Below are 24,720 nucleotides of genomic sequence, written 5' to 3'. Positions count from 1 at the left end.
CTCCCGACCTGAAGGACCATCCCATGACTTCCGAAAACCCCTCCCGGAACCGCCCGCTCCACCTCAACGCCTTCCTGATGAGCACCGGGCATCACGAGGCATCCTGGCGGCTGCCGGAGAGCGACCCGCACTCCAGCACGGACATCGAGCACTACAAAAAGCTCGCCCGGACGGCCGAGCGCGGCAAGCTGGACTCGATCTTCTTCGCCGATTCCCCCGTGCTCTTCGGCGAGGTGGGCCGGCGCCCCTCGGGCAAGCTTGAGCCCACCGTGCTCCTTACCGCCATCGCCGGCGCCACGGAACACATCGGCCTGATCGCCACCGCCTCCACCACCTACAACGAACCCTTCAATCTGGCCCGCCGGTTCGCATCCGTGGACTGGGCCAGCGGCGGGCGCGCGGGGTGGAACGTGGTCACCACAGCAGGCCCGGACGCCGCACGCAACTTCGGTGTGGACGACCAGCCCGCCCACGCCGTCCGGTACGAACGTGCCGCCGAATTCATCGAGGTGGCGCAGAAGCTGTGGGACAGCTGGCAGGATGACGCAGTGCTCGCGGACAAGGCCGAGGGCGTGTGGGGCGATGCCGACAAGATCCGCGTGATCGACCACGAAGGCAAGCACTTCAAGGTCCGGGGCCCGCTCAACGTGCCCCGCTCGCCGCAGGGCCACCCGCTGATCGTCCAGGCCGGCTCGTCAGAGGACGGCAAGGACCTCGCCGCACGCTACGCGGACGCCGTCTTCACCGCCCACCAGACGCTCGCTGATGCACAGGCTTTCTACCGGGACCTCAAAAAGCGCACCGCCGCCGTCGGACGCGATCCCGAAAGCATCAAGATCCTGCCGGGCATCGTGCCGGTCATCGGTGCAACGGAAGCGGAAGCCCTGGAGCTGGAGCGGGAACTGGACCGGCTGATCAAGCCGGAATACGCCCGGATCCAGCTGGCCAAGACCCTGCGTGTCTCCCCGGAGGACTTGCCCCTGGACCGCCAGCTGCCGGACAATCTGCCCAGCGAGGACGAGATCGAGGGCGCCAAGAGCCGTTACACACTGATCGTCCAGCTGGCCCGCCGCGAAAAGCTCACCGTGCGCCAGCTGATCGGACGCCTGGGCGGCGGCCGCGGACACCGCACCTTCACCGGCACCCCGGTCCAGGTTGCGGACGCCATCCAGGAATGGTTCGACGGCGGCGCGGCGGACGGCTTCAACATCATGCCGCCGGTGCTGCCCTCGGGGCTGGAGACGTTCGTGGACCAGGTGGTGCCCATCCTCCAGGAACGCGGCCTGTTCCGCACCGAATACACCGGCAGGACGCTGCGGGAACACTACGGGCTGGAGCGCCAGGCCAACCGCTACGCCGGCTCGGGGGCCGGGGAACTGGCATCCATCGGATCGGCGTTCTAGCGGGCGGAAGGTTCGACGGCGGCGCCCCGGCGGGTGCCGCCGTCACCGTCGTCTCCTTCCGCGGCTTCCGGCGGCTGGGGCTTGTAGACCCACGCCACCAGCACCACCGAGATGATCATCAGCAGGAACCAGGCCACCAGCTTCTCCAGGCCCACGGGGTGCCAGCCGTCCATTTGGCTTGGGTACAGCCAGGCGCCGGACCAGGTGGCGATGTTCTCGGCGATCCAGATGAACAGCGCCACCAGCAGGAACGCGATGGCCAGCGGCATGCGGAACTGCTTCCGGAACACGCGGAAGTGCATCACGCACCGGCCGTAAATGACCACGACGGCGGCAAGCAGCACCCAGCGCAGGTCCCAGATGTAGTGGTGGGTGAAGAAGTTGGCGTAAATGGCCGCGCCCAGGACCGCCGTGATCCAGCGCCGTGGATAGCTGGCAAACCGCAGGTCGAACAGCCGGTACACGCGGACCATGTAGGAGCCCACCGCGGCGTACATAAAGCCGCTGAAGAGCGGCACCGCCCCGATCCGCAGGAAGCCTTCGGCCTCGTAGGACCAGGAGCCGACGTCGGTCTTGAACAGCTCCATCACCGTACCCACCAGGTGGAACAGGATGATCACCCGCAGTTCACGGAGGGTCTCGAGTTTGAAGGCGACCATCAGGACCTGGATGGTGACGGCGGCGAGCGTCAGGAAGTCGTTGCGGGCCAGCGCCGCCGTGTCCGGGTACCAGAGGCGGGCCGCCATGAGGACCGCGAGGAGGGCGGCACCGAAGATGCAGGCCCAGCCCTGTTTGAGGCCGAAGACGATGAACTCGGTGAGCTTTGCTGTGACACCGCCGGCCGGGGCCTTGGCCAGGAAGCGGCGGGCCTGTTCGTCGATCCGCTGCTCTACCTGGGTGGAACTACGCACGTACTCCCTGACGCTGGGCGGACTGTCGGTTCTTGCGGAGGTCTTTATCCAGCTCGCCCAGGCAGTAGTCCTTGAACCAGTGCCTGATCCGCCGCGGAAGCTTGGGATAGGTGAGGGCGAGGACGCGCACGGTGCGGTCGAAGCGGCGCTGGTGGCGGCCGCTCCACGGCAGGCCGAAGTCCTGCCGGACGTGCGGGGGCAGGAACCCGGCGGTGAGGAACCTGGCGGGCGGAATGATGGCGCGGTACCAGAGCGCCGTGTGCTTCGGGAACAGCAGGCCGCGGCCCACGCGCACCCCGCCGGCCTCCGCGCGGAGGGTGGAGATGCGCTGGTCCCAGTAGCGGCGGAAGGCCGCCCGGTCCTCCGGCCACATGTCCGGGGGAAGCTGCAGGGCTGTGCCGATCCTCGCATAGTCGCGGTACATCGCATCGGCTGACTCGTCGTCGAGCGGGCCGTAGATCTTTTCGATGATGGTGATCGCCGTGTCGTAAAGCGTGGCCACCACCCAGAGCTGGAGTTGGGGGTCGAAGGCGTTGTACCCGGGGGATTCTTCGTTATCGGCCCGGCGGACCGGAACATGCGCCCGGTTCACGCGGCGGCGGACCTCGTTCACCTGCTCGTCAGTGCCGTACACGATGGCATAGACGTATGTCAGCGTTCCCTTGAGCCGGTTCACCGGACGCCCCACGAACGTGCTGTGTTCGTCAACGCCGCGGCCGACGGCCGGGTCGGCAAGCTGCAGAAGGAGGGCCCGTCCCGCACCGGCGAGCAGGATGCCTTCTCCGCCGTAGTCGGCCATTCCTCGCACCATCTCAACAGGGTACCGGAGGAGCCAAAGAAGGGGCGACGGCGGAACTTCCCGCCGTCGCCCCTTCTGCTGTCTATTGCTGTCAGGCCTTGTGTACTTCGAGGTCCTCGAGGGACTTGCCCTTGGTGTCGGTGGACAGGAAGGTGGCCACGGCGGCGAGGAGGCAAATGCCGAAGGTGATGAGCCCGATGACCACGGGAACGTTGGCTGAGCCGGGAGGAGCCACGGCGGTGAAGATGCTCGGGAAGAAGGATGCGATCATGAGGCCGACGTTCTGCGACACCGCGAAGCCGGTCACCCGGATCCGCATGGGGAACTGCTCCTGGAAGAAAGTGGCAAACGTCGAGTTCCACATCTGGAAGAAGATTCCCTGGACGATCACAACGCTGACGAAGACCAGGAACAGGCTCCTCTGGTCAATCGCCCACAGGTAGCCGCCCGCGGCCAGGCCGCCGCCGAGTCCGCCGGCCACCATCAGCACCCGCCGGCCGATCTTGTCGGACAGGGCGCCGAACATCGGGATGGTCACTACTGCGGCGATGTTGGCCACGAGGGTCACCCATAGGAACTCGCTGCTGGAGAAGCCGATGCCGTAGCCCTCCTGGGTGGCGTAGGAGACACCGAAGATGAGGGTGGCCATGCCGATCACGTTGGTGAACGTCATGATGACGCACAGGATCATGACCCGCGGGTGGGTGCGCAGGAGGTCGAGGAGCGGGAACCTGCGCTTCGCCGCAGCGCTGTCAGACTGCGCCAGGTAGGCCGGGGGCTCCTGGACCCGGCGGCGGATGATGTACCCGGCGAGGATCACGAAGGCGCTGAGCAGGAACGGAATGCGCCAGCCCCAGGTCTGGAACTGGTCGGCAGGGAGAAGGGCAGCCAGCGGAAGCAGCACGCCGGTGGCCAGGATGGAGCCCACCTGCGTTCCCTGAAGGCTGAAGCTTGCGAAGAAGCCGCGCCGGGCGTCAGGCGAATGCTCCACGATCATGGCGCTGGCGCCGCCGAGTTCGCCTGCCACCGCAAACCCCTGCACCAGGCGGAGGATCACGAGGAGGACGGGGGCGAGGATGCCCACCTGTCCGTACGTGGGCAGGAGCCCGACGGCGAACGTCGCGAAGCCCATGAGCAGCATGGCCAGGACGAGCACGTTCTTGCGGCCGTGCTTGTCGCCGTATGCTCCCAGGACAATGGCGCCGACGGGGCGGGAGACGTAGCCCACCGCATAGGTCGCCAGCGAGGCGATGATCGCGACGGTGGGGTTTTCGGACGGGAAGAAGATGGCGGGGAAGATGAGCGTGGCGGCAAGGCCGTACAACGCAAAGTCGTAGTACTCAAGGGCGCCGCCGATCCAGCCGCTCATCGCGGCCCGCTTCGGATCCCTGCCCCCGGTACCGGTTGTGAGACCGGGCTGGGCATGCACGGTGGGCGTTATGCTCATGCGCTGATTTCCTTCGTCTTCGTTGGCAAGGAACCGGAGTGCTTCCATTCCGGATTGTCTTGGTGACTGGGGGCCGCTGGTGGAGTTGGTGATCATCCTCACCGGCCGGGATGTGCGTCACTTTTTGAATCGTTTCACTCGATTATAGGCAGTGTTGCCCGTCACGTCAAAGAAAAGGGAAAGCGGATTCCTGTAGCAGGGAAAGCGTTTGGGGAGGCGCCCCTCCGGACCCGCTGATTCGGGAGCAGGACATGCCCCGGAACCGGCGCGCGTGAGCCTCTACCGGTGCTGATCGACGAGGACCGGGTTGCCGTCCGGGTCCACAACGATGAAGCTCGCCGGTCCCGTGCTTCCTGGGTCGGCCTCCGCAACAAATTCCACGCCCTGCTCCTTGAGCTCCCGCTGCAGCTCGCGCACATCGGTGAAGGAGTCCAGCGGCTCGGCATTCTGGTTCCAGCCCGGGTTGAACGTGAGCATGTTTTTCTCGAACATTCCCTGGAACAGGCCAATGACGGTCTCGCCGTTCTTCAGGATGAGCCAGTTCTGCGACATGTCACCGCCGAAACTGCTGAAGCCGAGTTTCTCGTAGAACGCGGCCGACGCCGCAAGGTCCTTGACGGTCAGGCTGACTGAGAACGCGCCGAGCTGCATGTGGTGCTCCACTCTCCGGGACGGGCTGATGCCTCTTGATGATACGGCGCGTGGCATGGACTCACGGATGAAACTTTCAGCAATCCGGCCGGTACCGGAACCCGGTTCTCTAAACTGGCCAAGGACCATAGCCACACCAAGAGCAAGGGAGCCAGGAATGAGCGGAGTAGTTGTTGTAGGAGTGGACGCCAGCCAGTCGGCCAGGAAAGCCGCGGAAGTTGCCAGGGACCTGGCGGAATCCCTGGGAGCTTCGCTTCACGTAGTGACCGCGTTCGAGACCGAGAACGCCGAAGTCTTCGGCAGCGGCTCGGACACGGTGCGGATTTCGAACGCCGACAGCGCCGAAATCGTGGCGAACGAACTGGGCAAATCAGGACAGGGGCCGAAAATTACTTACTCGGCAGCCCGCGGCAAACCGGCAGATTCCCTGATCAGGGAAGCCATCCGCCTGGACGCCCGGCTGATCGTTGTGGGCAACCGCAGGATGCGCGGCATCGGCCGGCTCCTGGGCAGCGTCGCCAACAGCGTGGCGCACAACGCCCCGTGCGATGTGTACATCGCCAACACGTACGACGACTGACAGCTGAGCCAGGCAAGCGAACGACGACGGAACCTCCCGCCGTCGTTCGCTTGTTTCAAGCGCCAGCGGCGGAGTTCCTCGCGGCAGCGAAGGGTGTTTAGGTCGCGGCTTCCGCCTCCGCCAGCCTGACCGAGCGGAGCTCCTCGACCACAGCATGGGAAGGCCAATGGCTGTACGTCAATTCCCGGGCACGGCCGCGATCGGCCTCCGGGAACAGCCTCTCCAGCAGCCCCACCGCGTGCAGGAGTGCGATCAGCGCGTTGGTCCGTGGATCGACCACCGCAGGTTCCACCGACCCGGCAGCCATTGCTGCCGAAACCTTCTGGAGCAGTGCCGCCTCCGGAGCATGGTCCTTTTCCGGATACCGCGTGGTCCTGAACAGCGCCAGATGCTTCTCGCCCACATGCTGCACGATGCCCAGCGCCGCCATGCCCTCATAGATCCGGTGCACCTCGGCACGGCTTTCCAGCATGGAAACCCAGCGCTTGGGCGTGTGTGGCCGTGACTTGTGCCGGATCAGGTCCAGCTGCTGCTGGAAATCCGACTCGACCGCAATGCCGGTTGCCCGGACGTGCCTGCCCTGCAGTTCGATGGCACCCAGCAGATCCAGCTCGGCCAGGATGGCACCGGCCACGCCGGCCTGGAGGAAGGGCTGCGGCACATCGGGCTCGCCGTCCGCGTCATTTGTTGCCAGTAGGAGGAATGCCTGCGGAAGGTTCAGCTCCCGGGCCCTCGGAGATTGAGCATCCATACGTCCATGGTCCCGCCGTCGGACCCCCACCACAATGACGATTTACGCGGTGGAAACGCGGAGCACTAGCAGCAAGCGAAATTGCAGAGTACATTTAATGCAATCAGCCTTGCAGAGTGATCTGCACTACAGAACGGGTGGTCCTTGAACACGAACGCCGCAGAAGTGGAGGCCGCCGACGCCGGAACCACAGACGCCGGAACCACGGGTGCCGGGAACAGTTCGCAGGCCTGGCTCGGCGACGCGCTTCCGGACGTCCCACTCACCAAGGCCCAGAGCCGGGTGGTGGAGGTCATCGCCCGCAACCCCCAGCTTTCCTCCTACGCGGACATCGCCGAGATCGCCCAGCGCGCGGACGTCAACAGCTCCACCGTGGTCCGTGCGGCCCAGCACCTTGGCTACCGCGGCTGGCCGGACCTCCAGCGGGAACTGCGCTCCCGGTACCTGGTGATGATCTCCACGGAGGACACGCTCACCGAACACGGCGAGCACCGCAGCCCCCTCCACGACGCCCTGAACCACGACATCGAGAACCTCCGCCTGACGCTGGACTCCAACACAGCCGACGACGCCGAGGCCGCCATTGCGGCAATGGCCGCCGCCAAGTCCATCACCGTCGTCGGGATTGGCTCATTCGCCGGTCCCGCCAGCGTGATGGCCCACCTCGGCGCCACGATGGGGTACCCCATCTCCCTGGAGAACCGCGGCGGCGTGCACCTGGCCTCCAGCACCAACACCCTCGGCGAAGGAGACGTGCTGGTGGTCATCAACATGTGGCGTTCGGTCCGGCAGATCATCGTGGCCGCCGAAGCCGCCAAGCAGGCCGGCGCCACGGTCATCGCCATCAGCGACATGCGCCGGGGCCGCCTGGCAGCCGTGGCCGACCACCTGCTGGTGGTGGCCTCGGAAGGCATCTCCTTCTTCCAGTCCGTCACCGCCGCAAACTCCCTGGTCTACGGCCTGCTGGCCGGCATGGAGGCGGCGCACCCCGAACGCAGCCGCGCCGCCATCCGCCGCACCCAGCAGCTGTGGAAAGACCTGGACATCTACCTCGACTAACTCCCTCTATCCAGCACTTCAGGAGCGCCTCCCCATGAACCAGAACACCCGGCGGATCGCCGTCATCGGCCTCGGCGCCATGGGCGGAGCAATGGCCGCCACCCTGCACAAGGCCGGCTGGGACGTCACCGGCTTCGACCCCTCGGACACGGCACGGTCAGCAGCGGAAGCAGCCGGCATCACCACCACCGCCACCCTCGGGGACGTCGCCGGAACCCCCTATGCCGTGCTCTCCCTGCCCGCCGCCAGCATCGTGGAAACAACAGTCCCCCAGCTCCTGGCAGCACCCGGGACGGTCGCCATCATCGACACCACCACCTCCGAGCCGGCCACCAGCAAGCAGATGGCCGAACTCGCCGAAGCCCAGGGAGCAGCCTTCGTTGACGCCCCGGTCTCCGGCGGCCGCGACGGCGCCGGAACAGGGTCGCTGAGCGCTTTCGTCGGCGCCACCGAAGTCGCCCTTAAAGCAGCCGAACCCGTCCTGCTGGCACTCACCGGCGGCAAGTACAGCCACATCGGTGGCCCCGGCAGCGGCAACGTGGTCAAGCTCCTTAATAACGTCCTCGCGGCGGCCAACCTGGCCTCCGTGGGCGAAGCCCTGGGCGTTGCGAAGGCCTACGGCATCGACCCCGCCAAAGCTGCGGCAAGCATCAGTGAAGCCTCCGGCGGCAGCAAGGTCTCCGCGAACATGTACCCCAACTGGGTGCTCAGCGGGACGCACGATTCCGGCTTCTCGCTGGGCCTCATGGCCCGCGATGCAGCCCTCGCAGTGGATGTTGCCGCACAGATCGGCGAGACGCCGTCCCTGCTCGCCGCCGTCGCCAGCCAGTGGCAGGACGCCTTGGCAGTCCTCGGGCCGCGAGCGGACTTCACGGAAATCGCCCGCGTGGTTGCCCCGGCCGTCACCCCGGCGGGAGCACCCGGCGCCGCCACCCCTGCCGGCACCACATCCCCTGTCTGACCCCCGGAATCGGCCCCTCATCCCCAGCACCAAAGGACCCCACCTTGAGCATCACCACAGCACCAACCTCCTCCTCGGCAGCAACCGCCAAAGCAGTCCTTGACGCAGCATTCCCGGGCGGCCTGGGCGCGTTCGTCGACGGCCGCACCCTTCCCGGCAGCGGCGAGGGCATCACGCTCACTGCAGCCGCCACCGGCGAAGCCTTTGCCACCTATGCGGACGCAGGCCCCGAAGGCGCCGAGGCCATCCTGGAAAGTTCGACGACGGGCGCGGCCGTCTGGGGCGCGATGAACGGCTTCGAGCGGGCCGCCATCCTCCGCAACGTCAGCCGCGCCGTGGAACAGCATGGGGAAGAGCTGGCCATCCTGGAGTCCGCCACCACGGGCAAACCCATCCGGGACGCCCGGGTGGAGGCCGCCAAGGTGGCCGAAATGTTCGGCTACTACGCCGGCTGGGCGGACAAACTGACCGGCCAGACCATCCCGGTTCCCGGGAACTGGCACACCTACACGGAGCGCGTGCCGTGGGGCGTCGTCGTCGCCATCACCCCGTGGAACGCTCCCCTGTTCACGGCCGGCTGGAACTCCGCCGCTCCCCTGGCCGCGGGCAACGCCGTGATCATCAAGCCCAGCGAATTCACCCCGGCCTCCTCGGTCCGGCTCGCCGAGATCGCCCACGAAGCCGGTCTCCCAGCGGGCGTCTTCAACGTGGCCGCCGGGCTCGGCCAGACCGTCGGCGCCACCCTCACCACGGACCGGCGCGTGGGCAAGGTCAGCTTCATCGGCTCCGTCCCCACCGGGCGCCGCGTTGCCGTCGCCGCCGCCCAGGCCGGAATTCCCGCCCTGCTGGAGCTCGGCGGCAAGAGCGCCAACATCGTGTTCGCCGACGCCGACCTGGACCGCGCCGCGGACGGCGCCATCTCGGCGATCTTCTCGGGTGCGGGCCAGTCCTGCGTTGCCGGGTCACGGCTCCTGGTGGAGCGCAGCGTGCACGCCCAGTTCGTGGAGATGGTCGCCGCGAAAGCCGCACGGCTGCGCGTGGGAGACCCATTCAGCGCGGACACCGAGGTGGGCCCCATCATCACCGCCCAGCAGTTCGCCACCGTCAACACCCTCATCGCGGCCGGCATGGACGACGGCGGCCGCCGGCTCACCGGGGCCGCGCTTCCGGAGGCACTGGCCGGGTCAGGCCTCGCAGGCGGACACTGGGTTATGCCCACGCTGCTCGACGGCGTCACACCGGCCAACCGCCTGGAAACCACGGAGGTCTTCGGACCGGTGGTGGGCGCCGACGCGTTCGATACCGAGGCTGAGGCCATCGCCCGCGCCAACAACACCAACTTCGGCCTGGCTGGCGCGGTGTGGACCTCCGATGTATCCCGCGCCCACCACATCGCCCGGGAGGTGAAGGCCGGCACGTTCTGGATCAACTCCTATAAAACGATCCACGTGGCAGTTCCCTTCGGCGGCTTCGGCGACTCCGGCCACGGGCGCTCCTCCGGCCCGGGCGTCCTAGACGAGTACACGCAGACCAAGGCCGTCTGGGTGCCCACCCGCGCGGCCGGCTCGCCGTTCCCGTCCCTGTCCTACTAAAGGAAAGCCCCGCCAGATCAAGGGAGATGTCCATGGAACTGACTGACACAACCACCGCAACAGGTGCCCTCCGCGCCGCCCTGGCGGACGCCGTCGAACGCTGGAGACCCCGCGTCCAGGCCGTGGCGAAGGAGATCCACGCGCTCAAGGAAATCTCCTTCGAGGAGGTCCGCTCGGCCGAGGCCCTCGCGGCCCTGCTGGAGGAGGGCGGGTTCGAGGTGGAGCGCGGCACCGGCGGCCTGGCCACGGCGTTCAGTGCGGGCGCCGGGACCGGGGACCTCACCGTGGCCCTGTGTGTGGAATACGACGCACTGCCGGAGATCGGACATGCCTGCGGGCACAACCTGATCGCCGGCGCGTCCGTGGCCGCCGCCCTTGCCCTGCGGCCTTTCGTGGACGAGCTGGGCATCACCCTGAAAGCCATCGGCACCCCTGCCGAGGAGCACGGCGGCGGCAAGGCGCTGATGCTGGAGCGCGGGGCGTTCGACGGCGTGGGGCTGGCTTTGATGGTCCATCCCGTCCAGGACGGAATCACCTACAACCCGGCGGGCACCAGCGCGCAGGCCGTGGGCCGATACCAGGCAACGTTCACCGGCAAAGCCGCCCACGCGGCGGCGGCCCCGCACCAGGGCATCAACGCCGCGGATGCCGCCGTGCTGAGCCAGGTGGCCATCGGCCTGCTCCGCCAGCAGATCCCCGCCGACCACCGGATCGCCTGCTTCGTGGCCGAGGCCGGGCACGTCACCAACATCATCCCCGAAAAAGCCGTGGTCCAGTTCGAGTGCCGGGCCTTTACGCTGCCGGAATACGAGGCCCTGCATCAACGCGTCCGGAACTGCTTCGAAGGCGCCGCGCTGGCTACCGGCACAACCCTGGTGATCGAGGAGGCCGAGCCGCTCTACGAACCGCTGCTGCAGGACGACACCCTCGCAGCCCACTGGACCGACGCGATGAACGCGTTCGGCAAGGACACGTCCCGCTCCTCCGGACTGAGCGGCGGCTCTACCGACATGGGCAACATCTCCCAGGTCATCCCGTCCCTTCACCCCTGGCTGAGCATTCCGGGCGCCAACGTACCCATCCACTCGCATGCGTTCGCCGCGCTTGCGGATTCCTCCGAGGCATACGGGGTGATGTTCCAGGCGGCCACCGCGCTGGCCTGGACCGTCGCCGGCGCCGCCACAACCCCCACCGAGCGGGAGCGCTTCACCCAAGCCGCGTACCGCCGTCGCACTGTCACCCAGGAAGGCACATCATGAGCACTACCAAAACGGCCCGGATCGACAAGGCCGGCACCAGGCTGACGGTCCCCATTGCCGCTCTGGCCTTCGTCATTGCGCTGGCGGTCCAGTTCATCGGGCAGGCGAAAATCGACGTCGGAATCGGCGCCATCATCATCTTCCCCATGGTGTGGGGCCTCATCCTGGGCCTGCTGGTCTCGGTCCAGAAATTCAAGCCCCTGGGCCTTGACCTTCAGCGCGTTGCCGCGGCCCTGGTGGGCGTCGCCGTGCTGCTCCTGGTGGCCCGGCTGGCCTTCAACATCGGGCCCAGCCTGCCCACGCTGCTCAAGGCAGGCCCGGCGCTGCTCCTCCAGGAAGTGGGCCACCTGCTGGGCACCATCGTGCTGGCCCTGCCGCTGGCCGTGCTGCTCCGGATGGGCAAGGCGACCGTGGGCGCCACGTTCTCCCTGGACCGTGAGCCGTCCTTCGCCATGGTGTCCGAGAAGTACGGGCCGGATTCGGACCAGTACCGCGGCGTGCTGGCGATGTACGTTTTCGGCACGCTGTTCGGCGCCGTGTTCATCACGCTGCTGACGTCCCTGGTGGCAAACTGGAAGATCTTCGATCCGCTGGCCCTGGCCATGGGCGCCGGCGTGGGGTCCGGATCCATGATGGCGGCCTCCGCGGCCAGCATCGTGGCCGCCTACCCTGCGGACCAGGAGGCCATCCTGGGCATGGCCGCCGTGTCCAACCTGATCACCACCGTGCTGGGCGTCTACGTGGGCATCTATATCGCGCTGCCGCTGGCTGACCGGTTCTACAAAGCACTGACCCGCAAGCAGGAAGCCCGCCAGGAAGCCGCTGTTACGGCAGGCGCCCCCGCCGAACGCACCGTCGCGGACCTTGACCGTGAGGCAGCGCAGGCAGAGGAGAACCGCCGGTTCCGCGAGCGCGTTGCGGAGTCCTCGGCTGCCATGAGACTGCCGCTGTGGCTGTCCCTGTCCGTGCTGACGATCCTGGGCATCGGCACGGCGTCCGTGGCGGCCAAGGGGTTCAGCCTGAGCATTGTGGCCGGGTATGCCATCATGCTGGCCCTGGTTTTGGTGAGCATCGCGCTGGCCAAGGCCACCCGGAAGATCTCGGCCATCATCTTCGTCACCACCCTCGGCGCGTACATTTCCAGCCCCTGGTTCTTCGCGGCCGAAGCACTCAACGCCGCGGTCAAGACCGTGGACTTCCTGTCCATCGCCACGGTGATGCTGACGCTCGCCGGTCTGTCCCTGGGCAAGGACATCCCGCTGCTGAAGAACATTGGGTGGAAGATCATCCCCGTGGGCCTGGTGGCCATCACGGCGTCCTTCCTGCTCTCCACCGTGATCGCGGAGTTCGCACTGGGTCTGTGGCAGTAAGGAGTCTCTGGCAGTAAGGGGGCTCTGGCAGTAGGGCAGCGGGCATGCGGGACTCGAGGAAGGCAGCCATCCAAGAGTCGGGCGGCTGAAAGTCGAGTACACACCACGCATGCCCGCTCCCCCGCTCCCCCGTAGCGTCCGTTAGAAGTCCTGCGGCACCGTGCGCGCAGGAGGTCTGACGGGCCGGAGGCGCTATGGGGCATGACGGTGGCATCCCGGGCGGCGGGCCATGACCGACGACGGCGACGTCCGGCCCCTCCTGGACAAGACAGTCCTGGCAAGATTGCGCGCCGACCTTGATGACGATGAGGGTGTCTGGCGGGTCTTTGTGCAGGACTTCACTGCGCACCTGCCCCATCGGCTCCAGCGGCTGCGCCTTGCCCTCACCACCGGGGACCTTCCCGGCTCCATTGATGCCGTTCTCAGCCTGAAGACCTCAAGCCAGATGGTGGGCGCCGAACGCCTCGCAAGCCTTGCCCTCGACCTGGAACTGAACATCCGGGAGGAGTCCCGCAACTCCGACCCCGCCATCGCCCTGCCCCGGCTGGCGGCGGACCATCTTCGCGGCATCAAGCAGTGCGCGCAGCGGACAACCAACCTCCTGCAGGCCCACCTCCAGGAACGGCCCGGCAGGAACTGACTTCTTCCCCCGCAGGGGCTCATCCGCCATAGCGGTCAAGGGCTGGGGAGCGGGCCACCTGGATCATTGGTATTACTCCGGGGAGCCATGCGCCCAACACGGCCAGCGCACTAATCCAGGTTGTTCCCTGCCGTTTCGAGCCCGCACCCCGCACCGCTTAAATGTTATCCGGGCCCGGCTCCCGCCGTGGTCAGCTCCTGGAAGCGTCAGGTGGAGGCGTCCCTCTCGATTTCTTCGGCGAGTTCGTCAACCTCTTCGGGACGCATGTCGATGCCTTCCTCCTCGAAACGTTCCTCGAGCACGTGGCTTACGTCGTCCTGGACATGGCCCAGGCGGATCTCGTCCTTAACTTCCTCTGCGATGCTTTCGGGCGTCTCGGTGTGGGAGACGTCCTCCGCACTGTCGTCGTCAAAAGGGGCATCCGGGGTATCTGTCGACTCAGTCATACCCCATCGTCACCATGGTTTTTCGAGCCGTCAAGAACCGCACAAGGGAAAGGACGACGGCGGGAACCTCCCGCCGTCGTCCGTCCTCCCATGCCTTACTTCAGCAGCGCTTCACGCACTCCGGCCGGTTCGAACCGGGCGCCGGCGCCCGGGAAGGTGGGCACCTCGATCCGGGCGTGTGTGTGGATTTCGTTGACGGTCGCCTTGGTGTGCTCGGCAATCTTCTCCATGGTGGTCACCCACATGCCGTCCATGCCCGCCACGCGCTCGATCAGCTGCTCCAGGGCCACGGCTTTGGAGGGCCGGCCGGAGATGAACGGGTGGTTGGTCAGGACGAAGCAGCTGCCCTGGGAGAGGTGGGCCTCGGCCTCGAGGGTCCACATCTCCAGGACCTTTGCAGGGCTTTCGATGACGCCGCTGCCGGTCACGCCGGGGTAGAAGGCATACTGTTCCCAGTCGTCCAGGGTCCAGTCCACGGGGATCTCCACGATGTCCCGGGGATCGTCCGCGGCGACGGCGAAGCGGTAGGGCGCGTCGCCGTCGAGCAGGCTCGAATCGTAGAGGAACCGGCGGTCGGCCAGCAGGCCGGGTGAGTGCCAGTTCAGCTCCCACCACGGCGCCCGGTAGCCTACGGGGCGGACGCCCGCTACCTTCGCAAGCGCCTCCAGGCCGCGGTCCAGGTAGGCGGCCTCGGTGGTGGCGTCAATGCCCTGCATGGGTTCGTGGAGGTAGCCGTGGTGCGCCACCTCGTGCCCGCCGTCCACGATCCGCCGCACCACATCCGGGTAGGACTCGGCGGTGAAGCCGGGAATGAAGAAGGTGGCCTGGATGTCCTGCCGCTCCAGGATCTTCAGGAGCCGCGGCACTGCGACCTTGGGACCGTAGGACTGGTGGGTCATCAGCGACATCCGGCGGGTGCTGGCGGGATCGTGGGCGATGGTGCAGGACTCGGCATCCACGTCGAACGTGAAGGACGCTGCGGCCTTGAAGCCCTCGGGCCAGGTGATCGGGTGCAGGAGGTCCGCGATGGCGGGCTGGTTCACGATGGATCCTTTCGGCGGGCGCACGGCGCCCGCCAGGGATAGGTAGGGAACGGTCAGAGGACCGGGATGACGGGGGTGCTGCCGGCGCTCTGGGGCTGTGGAACGTCCTTGTTCTCGACGCCGATGTACCGGACGTGGGCCCGCGGTCCGAGGACGGCGTAGACGGCGGCGCTGGTCAGGCCGCCTGCCAGCCAGGACAGGTCCCAGCCGCCCAGGGCCACGGCGATGGGGCCCTGCATGACGGGGATGAGGCCGTACATGAACAGCCACGTGGCGAAGATGCCGGCCAGGAGGGAGGTGACACCCGCCCAGTTGATGCTGGGCAGCCTGCCCGTGCCGACGCCGTCGAACAGCCGCTCGGGATCCCCCGGCCAGCGCTTGTCCAGCCAGAAGTAGTGCACCAGCATGACGCCGCCCCAGGCGGCCACCCAGGCCACCAGGCCGATCAGCCAGGCATCGAGGACCGCGGCGAAGTCCTCCTGGAAGATGAAGAAGACGACGGCGATGAGGGAGAAGACGCCGACGAAAAGGTTCAGTTTGCGGCGGCTGATGGAGATGTCCAAAGCCTGGGTAGCCACCGAGAAGGTGTAGATGTTCAGGATGTTGGTGGCGATGGGGCCGTGGAGCACCATCAGCAGGACCGGCAGTGCCAGGACGCCGAAGTTCTGCACGATGAGCTTGCCGGGGTCCACCTCGCCGCTGTTCGTGGCCAGGCTGGCGCCCAGCACTCCGAGCCAGACCACCGGGATGAACTGGCCCAGGACGGAGGCCAGGTAGACCTTGCGCTTGGGCACTTCGGTGCTGACGAAGCGGGAGTAGTCGGCCGCGTAGGTGAACCAGGTGATGCCCCAGCCGATGCCGATGGCGGTCATCACGGCACTCATCGCGGCGATGCGCTCGGAGCCTTCCAGGACCTGGCCGGCCGGACCGGCGTAGCCCCAGTCGATCTCCATGCCGAACCAGGCCACCGCGGACATAACGGCCAGGATGATGATGGTGGGCGGAACCGTCCACTTTTCAAAGGCGGCGATGGCCTTGTAGCCGAACCAGGCGATGGCCACCTGGGCGGCCATGATGGCGGTGGCGACGCCGATCTTCCAGGCGTAGTTCTGGGCTTCCGGGTCCACCCAGCCAAGGGTTCCGAAGAGTGCCATCACCAGGTCCAGGATGATCCAGGTGTTGACCGCGCACCACCCGATGACCAACAGTGCCTGGATGGCGGCCGGCAGGTAGTTGCCGCGCCGGCCGAATGCCGCGCGGGCCAGGACCATGCCGGTGGCGCCGGTTTTCTGGCCGAGAAGGACGAAACAGCCGAAGAGGAGCATGCCGATCAGGTTGCCCAGGACCAGGACGGTGACCGTGTCGGCGAAGCCAAGCCCGAGGTGGATTCCGAGTGCCCCGAGCACCCAGTTGATGGGTGCCAGGTTGGCGCCGGCCCAGATCCAGAACTGGCCGGATACCTTGCGGGTCCGCGCTGACTCGGGAATGGGCTGGAGCCAGGCTTCGTGGTCTTCAGTGCTGTGGCTTTGCGTGCTCTGGTTTCCTGCGGCAGCAGCGCGCCTTTGCGCTGCTGAAGAAAGCTTTTCGTGCATGGGAGCCTCCAGGAGGTGAATGAGTACTTCAAGGCTATGTGGCACCCATCACAAGCAACAAGATACGATGTGTCTAACACATCACTACTAATCCATACGGAACGTCATGTCAGTCTCCCTCGGCGATATTCTCGCCCACCCGGTCCTTGCTGCCGCCGATCCCGTGGTCCACTCCCCCGGCGCCATGGCGGAGCACCCGGTGCGCTGGGTCCACTCCAGCGAGGTGCTGGACATCGCTCCCCTGCTGCGCGGCGGCGAGCTGTTGCTGTGCGGCGGCATTACCCTCGCATCGGCAACGGCGGAGAAGCGGGCCGCCTACGTCCGCGAACTGGCGCAGCGCGGCATTGCTGCCCTCGCCGTGGAGACCGGCGGCGTGCTGCCGGAGATCCCCGCGGACATGCTGGAGGCGGCGAAGGAGCACGGCCTGGCCGTGGTGGAGCTGCGCAAGGTGGTGCCGTTCGTCGGCGTTATGCAGGCCATCAACTCGATCCTGGTGAGCGAATCCGTGGGGCACCTGCAGCAGGCCGACGCCGCCACCCGGGCCATGGCCGCGGAGTTGGCGCACGGTGCGTCGCTGGACCAGATCCTTGGCGTGCTGGCCGGCATCATCAGCTCGGCGGTGAAGCTCGTCTCGCCGTGGGGCGTTGCCCTGGGCAGCGCTGTGCCGGCCGGCTGGCAGGAAAAGGACGACGGCGGCAGCGGCCAAGATGCGCAGGATGGCCGCGGAGAGGCGGCCGGGAGAACAGCGATCACCGTGGACATTCCCGTCCGCGGCGTGCTGATGGGCCGGCTGGAGGTGGACGTTCCGGACGGGGTGGACACGGGCCTGGCGCGGGTGGCCGGCGACCGTGCGGTGGACATCCTTGGCCTGGCGCTCCTGCAGCACATGCCGCCGGGGCTGCATGCGCAGGCCGGGGCGGAACTCATGCGGGCGGTCCTGACCGCCGCGCCGGCGTGGCGCCTGGAGCAGCTGGCCCCGGGTGCCGGATTTCCGGCGGATACCCCGGCGGTGGTGGCGGCCATCCATGCCGCATCGCCCCAAAGGCTCCGCCGCGTGATCGAGTCATTCCTGAGCTCCAGCCGGATCCCCAGCGCCGCCTACCTGGACGATGCCGAGCTGGTGGTGATGATCGCGCTGCCCCCTGCCGATCCTGCCGGCGGGCGGCGGAAACTCCTGGCGTCCCTGGAAGGGGTGGACGGCGACCACGATGCAGCAATAGCAGTGGGGCCGCCGGCAGCCGGGGTGGCCGAAGCCGCCTGGTCACTGGCCGAAGCGCGCCGGGCCCTGGATGTGCGGCAGATCCGCCGCCGGAACGCATCCCCGCGCAGGCAGCACCCGTCCCGCGGCCTGGTAGTAATTGATGCGGAAGACACCGCCGTCGAGAGCCTTGCCCTGACAGGCATTGAGGCGTCGGCGCGGGCGGCGTTTGTCAGCCGGCACCTGAAGGCGCTGCTGGACCACGATGCGCAGCGCCAGTCCCAGCTGCTGGAGACCCTGCAGGTGTGGCTGGATTCCGGGTGCAACACAGCGCAGTCGGCGCGGGAACTGCACCTGGAGCGGCAGTCGATGCACCACCGGCTGCAGCGGATCTTCGAGCTGTGCGGGGGCGATCCGCGGGGCACCGGCCGGCTGGCAGCCCTGCACCTGGCGGCGCGGATGGCCGTGCTGCCCTAGGTGCAGCGTTATCCCGCGGCGCGTCCTCCCAGGCGGGTGGTCACCTGCGCCGCGGCAGCAACGCAGGCCTCGCCCAGGCTCTCCAGCCGCTCGCGAGAGACGCGGAAGCGCGGCGCAGGGACCAGCACCACGGCCACCACGTCGCCGCGGTGGTCGTGGACGGGGGCGGCAACCCCTACCTCGTCCATGGAGGATTCGCCGTAATTCTCGGCCCATCCCCGGCCCGCGACCTCCTGCAGCCGGGCCTCGTAAGCCGCGAGGCCGGCGTCGTCCATTCCCGGGTAGGTGATGGTTCCGCTGCGGAGCAGTTCGCGGACGCGTTCGGCGGGCAGGGTGGACAGGAAGACTTGGACGGAGGCGCTCATCGCGTCCCGGTAGCGGGCGCCCAGCGGCGTGGTGTGCTTGATCTGGTGGTGGCTGGCGATCTGCTCCACGCAGATGGCTTCGTCGCCGTTCCACAGCATGAGGGCGCTGGTCTCCCCCGTCTGCTCGGTGAGCCGGCGGAGCACCGGGTAGGCCACGCGCCGTTCCTCCATCTCGGCCAGCAGGGGCCCGGCGACGGCGATCAACCCCAGGCCCAGGCGGAACCGGCGGGTCTCGGGGTCCCGCTCCACCAAATTTTCCTGCTCGAAGGTGGCAAGGATCCGGGAAACGGAGCTCTTGTGCATGCCCACGCGGTTGGCGATCTCGGTGACGCCCAGCAGCGGCTCGTCCGCGGTGAAGGTGCGCAGGACGGCGATGGCGTTGACGACGACGGAGGCGCCTTTGGTGTCCGAGCTTCCGTTGGTGCCGTTGCCGTTCGCCGCCGGGGCATCGGTGTCCGTGTTCTTTGCTGCTGATGGGGTCATGGTAGCCATCATCTTTCCTTATCTTCGGCGGAGACGCCGAAAACGGCGCCACGTGGACCGCGGCGCCGCTTCGGGTTGTGGCGCCTACGCGCCGATGATGTTGTGTTCCGGGCCGAACGGGAACTTGGTGATGTTCTCCACCATGTCCTCGCCGATGACCAGGATGTCGTGCTCGCGGTAGCCGCCGGCGCCGGGCAGGCCGTCCATAACCGTGATCATCGGCTCCATGGAGACCACCATGCCGGGTTCGAGGACGGTGTCGATGTCCTCACGGAGCTCGAGTCCGGCTTCGCGACCGTAGTAGTGGCTGAGGACGCCGAAGGAGTGGCCGTAGCCGAAGGTGCGGTTGGCGAGCAGGCCGTGGCTGACGTAGATCTCGTTGAGCTCGGCGGCGATGTCCTTGCACACGGCGCCGGGCTTGATGAGTTCCAGGCCCCGCTTGTGAACCTCCACGTTGATGTTCCACAGTTCCAGCGAGCGCTCATCCGGCTGGCCCAGGAAGAGGGTGCGTTCCAGGGCCGTGTAGTAGCCGGAGGTCATCGGGAAGCAGTTCAGGGAGAGGATGTCGCCCTGCTGGAGCTTGCGCGTGGTGGCCCAGTTGTGGGCGCCGTCGGTGTTGATGCCGGACTGGAACCACACCCAGGTGTCGCGGACTTCCCGGTCCGGGAAGGTCCTGGCAATCTCGTGCACCATCGCCTCGGTACCGGCCAGCGCCACCTCGTACTCGGTGATTCCCTCGCGGATCGCGGCACGGATGGCCTCGCCGCCAAGGTCGCCGATGCGGGCGCCGTGCTTGATGACTTCGATTTCCTCGGCGGACTTGATCATGCGCTGGCGCATGGCGTCCTGGGAGACGTCAAGGAGTTCGGCGCCCGGGAAGGCTGCGGCGATCTTCTCGCGGGTCAGGCCCGGCAGGAGGTCGTCCTCGACGCCGAGGCGGCTGGCCTTGACGCCGCGCTGACGCAGGGCCTCCTGGAGTCCGAAGTAGAAGTTGTCACGGCGCCAGTCGGTGTACACGATGTTCTCGCCGTAGGACGTGCGCCACGGCATGCCGGCGTCGATGTTGGCGGTGACCGTCACCGAATCATTGGCGGTAACCACCAGTGCGTAGTTGCGGCCGAACGTGGTGTACAGGAAGTCGGAGTAGTACTTGATGCCGTGGTAGCTGGTCAGGATGACCGCGTCCAGGTTCTTTGCGGCCATGATCTGGCGGAGGCCGCCCAGGCGGCGCTCGAACTCTGCGTCGGAGAACGTGAGCTTGCCCTTGGATCCGTTGTGGAGGACCTTGAGGCGCTCGAGTTCGGCGATGGAGGAGATGTTCTCGGCGGTGGTGGTCATGGGTGATGCCTTTCTGTCTGAGTTTCTTAAGGTGTTGCTGGTTGTGGAAGGAAGCTATTCGTGGCGCAGGGGCTCTTTGCAGGTTTCCCTGGAGAGGGCCACGGCGATCAGGGAGACGACGGCGGCGGCGACGAGGTACCAGGCCGGCGCCAGGTCGCTGGCTGTGGCCGCGATGAGGAGGGTTGCCATGAACGGGGCGGTGCCGCCGAACAGGGCGTTGGACAGGTTGAAGCTGACGGCGAAGCCGCTGTAGCGGACCCGGGTCGGAAACATTTCCGCCAGGAAGCTGGGCAGGGTGCCGTCGTTCAGGGTGAGCATGGCGCCCAGGAGGATCTGGACCAGGACGATGACCAGGAAGTTCCCGGTTCCCAGGAGTGCAAAGGCGGGGACGGTCAGGAGGATGAAGGCTACCGATGCGCTGATGAGCACCTTCTTGCGGCCGTAGCGGTCCGAGAGCATGCCGGTGAGAAAGATGAAGCCGATGTAGGTGACCAGCGCGATGGTGGTGGCCAGGAATGATTCGGTTTCGCCCAGGCCCAGCTCCGAGGACAGGTAGGTGGGCATGTAGCTGAGGATCACGTAGAAGCCGACGGCGTTGAGCAGCACGGCCCCGACGGCCTGGAGCAGCTGGCGCCAGTGGTTCCGGAAGAGGCTGGAGACAGGTGTCTTGTCCTTTTGGTCTTCGGCCGCAAGTTCGCGGAACACGGGAGTGTCTTCCAGCTTCGTCCGGATGTACCGTCCGATGAGGCCCATCGGGGCCGCCAGCAGGAACGGCAGGCGCCAGCCCCAGCTGTGCATTGCGTCAGTAGACAGGAGTGTTGTCAGCAGGCCGGCCATCAGCGAGCCGAGGAGCAGGCCGGCCGCGGTGCTGGCCGGAACCACGGCGGCATACAGGCCGCGTCGGTTGGCAGGGGCGTATTCCACCAGGAATGCCGACGCTCCGGCGTATTCACCCGACGCGGAGAAGCCCTGGACCACCCTGATCATCAGGAGCAGGATGGGCGCCCAGATACCGATGGTGTCGTAACCCGGGATCAGGGCTATGCAGAAGGTTGCTCCGGACATGATCAGGATGGAAAGGGAGAGGGCTGTCCGCCGGCCCACCTTGTCGCCGATGTGGCCCCAGACGAAGCCGCCCAGAGGCCGGACCAGGAACGAAATCGCGAAAAGGGCGAAGGTCAGCAGAAGGCCGGTCTGGGGATCTGATTCAGGGAAGAAGACCGTGGCGATGGTGACGGCCAGGTAGCCGTAGACGGCGTAGTCAAACCACTCCACGAAGTTTCCGATAAAGCTGGCCGCGATCACGCGGCGCCGGACGTCCTTGCTCGGTCCATCGACGCTGACGGCACCAGTTGGATCAGTCACGCCGGAGCCTGGGGCATGTACGGCGGCTGCACCCGAAGCAGGACCGTTGGCGTCATCGGCAATGACTCCTGGCCCGGGTGCTTTCGATTCGTTGCTCATGTGTCCACCAATGAAAGTTGGAGTTGCATTTGTTGCAACACGGTTGCTTCAAGGTAGGCCGTGACCCACCACACAGTCAAGAGGGTTTGGTGGATTTGTTTTCCCTTCTACCGCTCGACCGGCCGGTTCTGCCATGAACTCTCGGAGATGTAGCGGTGCGGGTTTGTGTTGCAGCAACAGCAACATGGTTGTCACTATGGTTGGCGGAAGCTGAAAAGTGACCAAATCGCGGCTGAAAGGCGACAGTAATTGTGATGCCGGAGGCTCATACTGACCGCATGAACGGTGCAGCGAGAAAACCTGACAGGATCCTCATCGTTCTGCTTGCCACTGTCGGCGTGCTGGTGGCGGTCGCGCTGGCCGTCGTGTTTATGAGGGGTGAACCGGAACCGCTGGACGAGGCCAGTCCTGCCGGGGTGGTGCAGCGGTACAGCGCTGCGGTGATCGACGGCGATACCGTAACCGCGGGCTCATACCTGACAGCAGCCGCCCAGACACAGTGCGTGGGCAAATTCGACGGCATGCCTCCACCGGACCGGGTGGTCCTGGTCTCCACCAGGGAACGGGCGGAATCGGCCACCGTGACCGTGTCCATCGTGCAGTCTTCTGACGGCGGCCCCTTCGGCCCTTCCGAGTATCAGTCGGAGGACGCCTTTTCACTCGTGAAGGTCGACGGCAGGTGGAAGGTGGACGCGGCCCCGTTCCCCCTTCTTTCCTGCGCTGGCGTCCCGGCAAGGCCATGAGTTCCCAGCTAGTGTCGGCGTCGACGGGCCTGACCCGGGCACAGACCACCCTGCGCCGCCTCATCCAGTACGCCCTGCTGTTCGCCCTGGTGATGATCGCGGCTTCCGGCTTCAGCGGGTTGCTGGAGCGTCTGTTCGCGTCGGGGGCAGTGCTTGCAGCCCGGGATGTTCCCGGCCTCGCCGGGGGACTTGCCTTCACCCTGATCGGCGGGCCGCTCGCCCTGCTCCTGTGGTGGTTCCTGTGGCGCAGGATCGACGAGGCGGAGCGGGCCGCAGCCGCCTGGGGCCTGTACCTGGCCGGCATGTACACCGTCTCGCTGATCGTCGCCACCACGTCGCTGCTGCAACTCGGGGCGTCCCTCATCGGCAGTCCACGCGGCCAGTGGGCGTCCCTGTTGTCGAACGGCCTGGTCTGGGCCACCGTCTGGGTGTGGCACCGCTGGATGTGGAGGCATCCGGACAAAGGGGCTGCCCACCTGGAGGATGTACGGACCACCATCGGAAGCGTTTATGGCCTGGTCGTCGGCACGATTGCAGCGATTTCCGCGCTGGGCGGGTTACTCGACACCGCCATCCGGGGCGCCAGCCTTGCCATCACCGGGGCGGAACCATGGTGGTATTCCGTGCTCCGGTCAGTGGTGTGGGCGGCCGGCGGAGGCTCGGTGTGGTGGTGGCACTGGTTCCACGAGGGCGGCCACAGGCTCCGGACGGCCCTCGTTGACGTGAGCATGATCGCCGTCGGAATCTTCGCGGGCGGCATCACGGCGCTGGCTGGCGGCGCAGTGGTGCTGTTTGTCCTCCTCAGGCTGGCCTTCGACCGGGCAGACCCGATGGGCAAACTCCTCGAACCCCTGGCCCCAGCGCTGGCCGCTGCTGCGATCGGGGCAGTGGTGTGGCGCTACCACCGGGCCGTGTCGGTGGACCGGTCCGGTGAAACCCGGCGGGGAAGCCTCCTGGTGACGTCCGCGGTGGCCCTGGCGGCGGCGGCCTCGGGCATTGGCGTGATTGTGAGTTCGTTGCTGGGCGGTGCTGTATCGCCCTTGGCCGGAGGCACGGAGCGGACCCTGCTCTTGGGTGGCATCAGTTCCCTGGTGGTGGGCGGCCCGGTCTGGTGGCTTGCATGGAAACCTGCAAAGCAGCCAGACAGCGCCGATGCGATCACGCACGGAAGGCGCATCTACCTCATCGCGTTCTTCGGGGTCAGTGCCGTGGTGGCCCTGATTGCCCTGTTGGTGATCGGATACCGGATCTTCGAATTCCTCCTGGGCGAAGTATCGGGCGGCAGCGCCATCGACCGCATCCGCGGACCGCTCGGTCTCCTGGTGGCCGCGGGGATGGTGGCCGGCTACCACTTCGCCCTGTGGCGGCGCGACCGTGCTGCTCTCGCGGCAGCTGCGCCGCCACAGACAAGGACCATTGACCAGGTCACGCTCGTGGCCCGGCCCGGTTCGGAGGGGTTCGCTCAGGAAATTGCCGAGGCCACCGGGGGTGCAAAAGTTACCGTCTGGCTCCGAACGGACGACGGCGCCGCCTCCCCGCCGGACCCGGTCACCTCCCCTGCGTCCAACGAGAGCATGGGGCAGGTAGTGAAGGCCTTGGACGGCATTACGGCGCGGCACGTCCTGGTGGTGCTCGGTCCCGGTGCCCGGGTGGACGTGATTCCGGTGGACACCAGAGGCCGCTGACTGTCCGTCTCGCGCGGGAACAAACGGCATCACCGGAGACGTTGGCATACCTACGACCGTGGCGCATCCGAGGCCGACGGCACCCAACAGAAGGATCTACATGGTCAGGGCTATCTGGAACGGAAAAGTCATCGCCGAATCCGCCGACACCGTGGTGGTGGAGGGCAACCACTACTTCCCGCGGGACGCAGTCAACGCCGGCTATCTGCGGGACAGTGACATGTATTCCGTCTGCCCGTGGAAGGGCCAGGCCAGCTACCACACGCTGGAAGTCGACGGGAAGCTGAACGTGGACGCCGCCTGGTTCTACCCGCAGGCAAAGCCGCGCGCTCAGCAGATCGAGGACCGCATCGCATTCTGGCGCGGCGTGACCATCGAGAGCTGACAGACTCCTTCAACGGACGACGGCGGGACCTCCCGCCGTCGTCCGTTGGCCTTTGGTGCGTCCCCGACATCCGGACCT

At 66.9% G+C, this 24,720-nt stretch carries 23 protein-coding genes; 12 read left to right on the top strand and 11 right to left on the bottom strand.

Features of this window, described 5'->3' with window-relative positions:
* Nucleotides 1-23 precede the first annotated feature (23 nt).
* The gene (locus DXK94_RS03550) at nucleotides 24-1,403 is read left to right on the top strand and encodes an LLM class flavin-dependent oxidoreductase (RefSeq protein WP_115523854.1); all 1,380 of its coding nucleotides are present in this window, start codon (nucleotides 24-26) and stop codon (nucleotides 1,401-1,403) included.
* On the opposite strand, the gene DXK94_RS03545 is transcribed toward DXK94_RS03550, so the two are convergent.
* From DXK94_RS03545 to DXK94_RS03530, 4 genes are all read right to left on the bottom strand, one after another.
* On the bottom strand, nucleotides 1,400-2,314 hold the full coding sequence (locus DXK94_RS03545) for a DUF817 domain-containing protein (RefSeq protein WP_115523853.1): 915 nt from the start codon (nucleotides 2,312-2,314) through the stop codon (nucleotides 1,400-1,402). The two genes, DXK94_RS03550 and DXK94_RS03545, sit on opposite strands and share 4 nt — an antisense overlap.
* Nucleotides 2,307-3,125: an oxygenase MpaB family protein gene (locus tag DXK94_RS03540; RefSeq protein ID WP_115523852.1), complete on the bottom strand. Its 819-nt coding sequence runs from the start codon at nucleotides 3,123-3,125 to the stop codon at nucleotides 2,307-2,309. The genes DXK94_RS03545 and DXK94_RS03540 overlap by 8 nt, the downstream gene beginning before the upstream one ends.
* 79 nt (nucleotides 3,126-3,204) lie before the next feature.
* The gene (locus DXK94_RS03535) at nucleotides 3,205-4,560 is read right to left on the bottom strand and encodes an MFS transporter (protein WP_115523960.1); all 1,356 of its coding nucleotides are present in this window, start codon (nucleotides 4,558-4,560) and stop codon (nucleotides 3,205-3,207) included.
* Nucleotides 4,561-4,839: 279 nt separating this feature from the next.
* On the bottom strand, nucleotides 4,840-5,211 hold the full coding sequence (locus DXK94_RS03530) for a VOC family protein (RefSeq protein WP_115523851.1): 372 nt from the start codon (nucleotides 5,209-5,211) through the stop codon (nucleotides 4,840-4,842).
* Between the two features lie 157 nt (nucleotides 5,212-5,368).
* Between DXK94_RS03530 and DXK94_RS03525 the strand changes: the two genes are divergently transcribed.
* Complete coding sequence (locus DXK94_RS03525; protein WP_079595087.1) at nucleotides 5,369-5,791, top strand: universal stress protein; 423 nt, start codon at nucleotides 5,369-5,371, stop codon at nucleotides 5,789-5,791.
* Nucleotides 5,792-5,888: 97 nt separating this feature from the next.
* On the opposite strand, the gene DXK94_RS03520 is transcribed toward DXK94_RS03525, so the two are convergent.
* Entirely contained in the window at nucleotides 5,889-6,542 is a 654-nt protein-coding gene (locus tag DXK94_RS03520; RefSeq protein ID WP_115523850.1) for a GPP34 family phosphoprotein, read from the bottom strand.
* Nucleotides 6,543-6,686: 144 nt separating this feature from the next.
* On the opposite strand from DXK94_RS03520, the gene DXK94_RS03515 reads away from it, so the two are divergent.
* From DXK94_RS03515 to DXK94_RS03490, 6 genes are all read left to right on the top strand, one after another.
* Nucleotides 6,687-7,601, top strand: a complete 915-nt coding sequence (locus tag DXK94_RS03515; protein WP_115523849.1) for a MurR/RpiR family transcriptional regulator — start codon at nucleotides 6,687-6,689, stop codon at nucleotides 7,599-7,601.
* Nucleotides 7,602-7,635: 34 nt separating this feature from the next.
* A complete protein-coding gene (locus DXK94_RS03510; protein WP_115523848.1) occupies nucleotides 7,636-8,562 on the top strand; it encodes an NAD(P)-dependent oxidoreductase in 927 nt (308 codons plus the stop codon).
* A gap of 44 nt (nucleotides 8,563-8,606) precedes the next feature.
* Nucleotides 8,607-10,154 (top strand): aldehyde dehydrogenase, encoded by a 1,548-nt coding sequence (locus tag DXK94_RS03505; protein ID WP_115523847.1) that lies wholly within the window; start codon nucleotides 8,607-8,609, stop codon nucleotides 10,152-10,154.
* A 32-nt stretch (nucleotides 10,155-10,186) separates the two neighbouring features.
* Complete coding sequence (locus DXK94_RS03500; protein WP_115523959.1) at nucleotides 10,187-11,413, top strand: amidohydrolase; 1,227 nt, start codon at nucleotides 10,187-10,189, stop codon at nucleotides 11,411-11,413.
* On the top strand, nucleotides 11,410-12,783 hold the full coding sequence (locus DXK94_RS03495) for a DUF3100 domain-containing protein (RefSeq protein ID WP_115523846.1): 1,374 nt from the start codon (nucleotides 11,410-11,412) through the stop codon (nucleotides 12,781-12,783). Before DXK94_RS03500 ends, DXK94_RS03495 begins: the two co-directional genes overlap by 4 nt.
* A 229-nt stretch (nucleotides 12,784-13,012) precedes the next feature.
* Entirely contained in the window at nucleotides 13,013-13,423 is a 411-nt protein-coding gene (locus DXK94_RS03490) for an Hpt domain-containing protein (RefSeq protein WP_115523845.1), read from the top strand.
* A gap of 206 nt (nucleotides 13,424-13,629) precedes the next feature.
* On the opposite strand, the gene DXK94_RS03485 is transcribed toward DXK94_RS03490, so the two are convergent.
* From DXK94_RS03485 to DXK94_RS03475, 3 genes are all read right to left on the bottom strand, one after another.
* Nucleotides 13,630-13,869 carry a hypothetical protein gene (locus DXK94_RS03485; RefSeq protein ID WP_079595094.1) on the bottom strand — a complete coding sequence of 80 codons (240 nt, stop codon included), beginning with the start codon at nucleotides 13,867-13,869 and terminating at the stop codon, nucleotides 13,630-13,632.
* Between the two features lie 95 nt (nucleotides 13,870-13,964).
* Nucleotides 13,965-14,912: a polysaccharide deacetylase gene (locus DXK94_RS03480; protein WP_115523844.1), complete on the bottom strand. Its 948-nt coding sequence runs from the start codon at nucleotides 14,910-14,912 to the stop codon at nucleotides 13,965-13,967.
* Between the two features lie 53 nt (nucleotides 14,913-14,965).
* A complete protein-coding gene (locus tag DXK94_RS03475) occupies nucleotides 14,966-16,504 on the bottom strand; it encodes a cytosine permease (RefSeq protein WP_115523843.1) in 1,539 nt (512 codons plus the stop codon).
* 106 nt (nucleotides 16,505-16,610) lie between these two features.
* Between DXK94_RS03475 and DXK94_RS03470 the strand changes: the two genes are divergently transcribed.
* Nucleotides 16,611-18,179: a PucR family transcriptional regulator gene (locus DXK94_RS03470; RefSeq protein ID WP_115523842.1), complete on the top strand. Its 1,569-nt coding sequence runs from the start codon at nucleotides 16,611-16,613 to the stop codon at nucleotides 18,177-18,179.
* Between the two features lie 8 nt (nucleotides 18,180-18,187).
* Here the strand turns inward: DXK94_RS03470 and DXK94_RS03465 are convergent, their stop codons facing one another.
* From DXK94_RS03465 to DXK94_RS03455, 3 genes are all read right to left on the bottom strand, one after another.
* Complete coding sequence (locus tag DXK94_RS03465; RefSeq protein ID WP_115523841.1) at nucleotides 18,188-19,039, bottom strand: IclR family transcriptional regulator; 852 nt, start codon at nucleotides 19,037-19,039, stop codon at nucleotides 18,188-18,190.
* Nucleotides 19,040-19,111: 72 nt separating this feature from the next.
* A complete protein-coding gene (locus DXK94_RS03460; protein WP_115523840.1) occupies nucleotides 19,112-20,365 on the bottom strand; it encodes a M24 family metallopeptidase in 1,254 nt (417 codons plus the stop codon).
* A gap of 54 nt (nucleotides 20,366-20,419) precedes the next feature.
* Entirely contained in the window at nucleotides 20,420-21,829 is a 1,410-nt protein-coding gene (locus tag DXK94_RS03455; protein ID WP_115523839.1) for an MFS transporter, read from the bottom strand.
* A 278-nt stretch (nucleotides 21,830-22,107) separates the two neighbouring features.
* On the opposite strand from DXK94_RS03455, the gene DXK94_RS03450 reads away from it, so the two are divergent.
* From DXK94_RS03450 to DXK94_RS03440, 3 genes are all read left to right on the top strand, one after another.
* Complete coding sequence (locus DXK94_RS03450; protein WP_115523838.1) at nucleotides 22,108-22,572, top strand: hypothetical protein; 465 nt, start codon at nucleotides 22,108-22,110, stop codon at nucleotides 22,570-22,572.
* The gene (locus DXK94_RS03445; RefSeq protein WP_115523837.1) at nucleotides 22,569-24,257 is read left to right on the top strand and encodes a DUF5671 domain-containing protein; all 1,689 of its coding nucleotides are present in this window, start codon (nucleotides 22,569-22,571) and stop codon (nucleotides 24,255-24,257) included. Before DXK94_RS03450 ends, DXK94_RS03445 begins: the two co-directional genes overlap by 4 nt.
* Nucleotides 24,258-24,357: 100 nt before the next feature.
* Nucleotides 24,358-24,642 carry a DUF427 domain-containing protein gene (locus DXK94_RS03440; RefSeq protein ID WP_115523836.1) on the top strand — a complete coding sequence of 95 codons (285 nt, stop codon included), beginning with the start codon at nucleotides 24,358-24,360 and terminating at the stop codon, nucleotides 24,640-24,642.
* Nucleotides 24,643-24,720 lie beyond the last annotated feature (78 nt).

Origin of the sequence: Arthrobacter sp. RT-1, assembly GCF_003367205.1 — a bacterium.
Taxonomy (GTDB): domain Bacteria; phylum Actinomycetota; class Actinomycetes; order Actinomycetales; family Micrococcaceae; genus Arthrobacter.
This window is presented reverse-complemented; position numbering and strand designations above follow the sequence as displayed.

Coding starts and splice junctions, on each gene's coding strand:
- DXK94_RS03535 (WP_115523960.1), bottom strand. CDS start 4,560: ATGAGCATAACGCCCACCGTGCATGCCCAGCCCGGTCTCACAACCGGT.
- DXK94_RS03465 (WP_115523841.1), bottom strand. CDS start 19,039: ATGATGGCTACCATGACCCCATCAGCAGCAAAGAACACGGACACCGAT.
- DXK94_RS03460 (WP_115523840.1), bottom strand. CDS start 20,365: ATGACCACCACCGCCGAGAACATCTCCTCCATCGCCGAACTCGAGCGC.
- DXK94_RS03550 (WP_115523854.1), top strand. CDS start 24: ATGACTTCCGAAAACCCCTCCCGGAACCGCCCGCTCCACCTCAACGCC.
- DXK94_RS03520 (WP_115523850.1), bottom strand. CDS start 6,542: ATGGATGCTCAATCTCCGAGGGCCCGGGAGCTGAACCTTCCGCAGGCA.
- DXK94_RS03525 (WP_079595087.1), top strand. CDS start 5,369: ATGAGCGGAGTAGTTGTTGTAGGAGTGGACGCCAGCCAGTCGGCCAGG.
- DXK94_RS03485 (WP_079595094.1), bottom strand. CDS start 13,869: ATGACTGAGTCGACAGATACCCCGGATGCCCCTTTTGACGACGACAGT.
- DXK94_RS03475 (WP_115523843.1), bottom strand. CDS start 16,504: ATGCACGAAAAGCTTTCTTCAGCAGCGCAAAGGCGCGCTGCTGCCGCA.
- DXK94_RS03490 (WP_115523845.1), top strand. CDS start 13,013: ATGACCGACGACGGCGACGTCCGGCCCCTCCTGGACAAGACAGTCCTG.
- DXK94_RS03470 (WP_115523842.1), top strand. CDS start 16,611: ATGTCAGTCTCCCTCGGCGATATTCTCGCCCACCCGGTCCTTGCTGCC.
- DXK94_RS03445 (WP_115523837.1), top strand. CDS start 22,569: ATGAGTTCCCAGCTAGTGTCGGCGTCGACGGGCCTGACCCGGGCACAG.
- DXK94_RS03450 (WP_115523838.1), top strand. CDS start 22,108: ATGAACGGTGCAGCGAGAAAACCTGACAGGATCCTCATCGTTCTGCTT.
- DXK94_RS03540 (WP_115523852.1), bottom strand. CDS start 3,125: ATGGTGCGAGGAATGGCCGACTACGGCGGAGAAGGCATCCTGCTCGCC.
- DXK94_RS03530 (WP_115523851.1), bottom strand. CDS start 5,211: ATGCAGCTCGGCGCGTTCTCAGTCAGCCTGACCGTCAAGGACCTTGCG.
- DXK94_RS03500 (WP_115523959.1), top strand. CDS start 10,187: ATGGAACTGACTGACACAACCACCGCAACAGGTGCCCTCCGCGCCGCC.
- DXK94_RS03495 (WP_115523846.1), top strand. CDS start 11,410: ATGAGCACTACCAAAACGGCCCGGATCGACAAGGCCGGCACCAGGCTG.
- DXK94_RS03440 (WP_115523836.1), top strand. CDS start 24,358: ATGGTCAGGGCTATCTGGAACGGAAAAGTCATCGCCGAATCCGCCGAC.
- DXK94_RS03510 (WP_115523848.1), top strand. CDS start 7,636: ATGAACCAGAACACCCGGCGGATCGCCGTCATCGGCCTCGGCGCCATG.
- DXK94_RS03455 (WP_115523839.1), bottom strand. CDS start 21,829: ATGAGCAACGAATCGAAAGCACCCGGGCCAGGAGTCATTGCCGATGAC.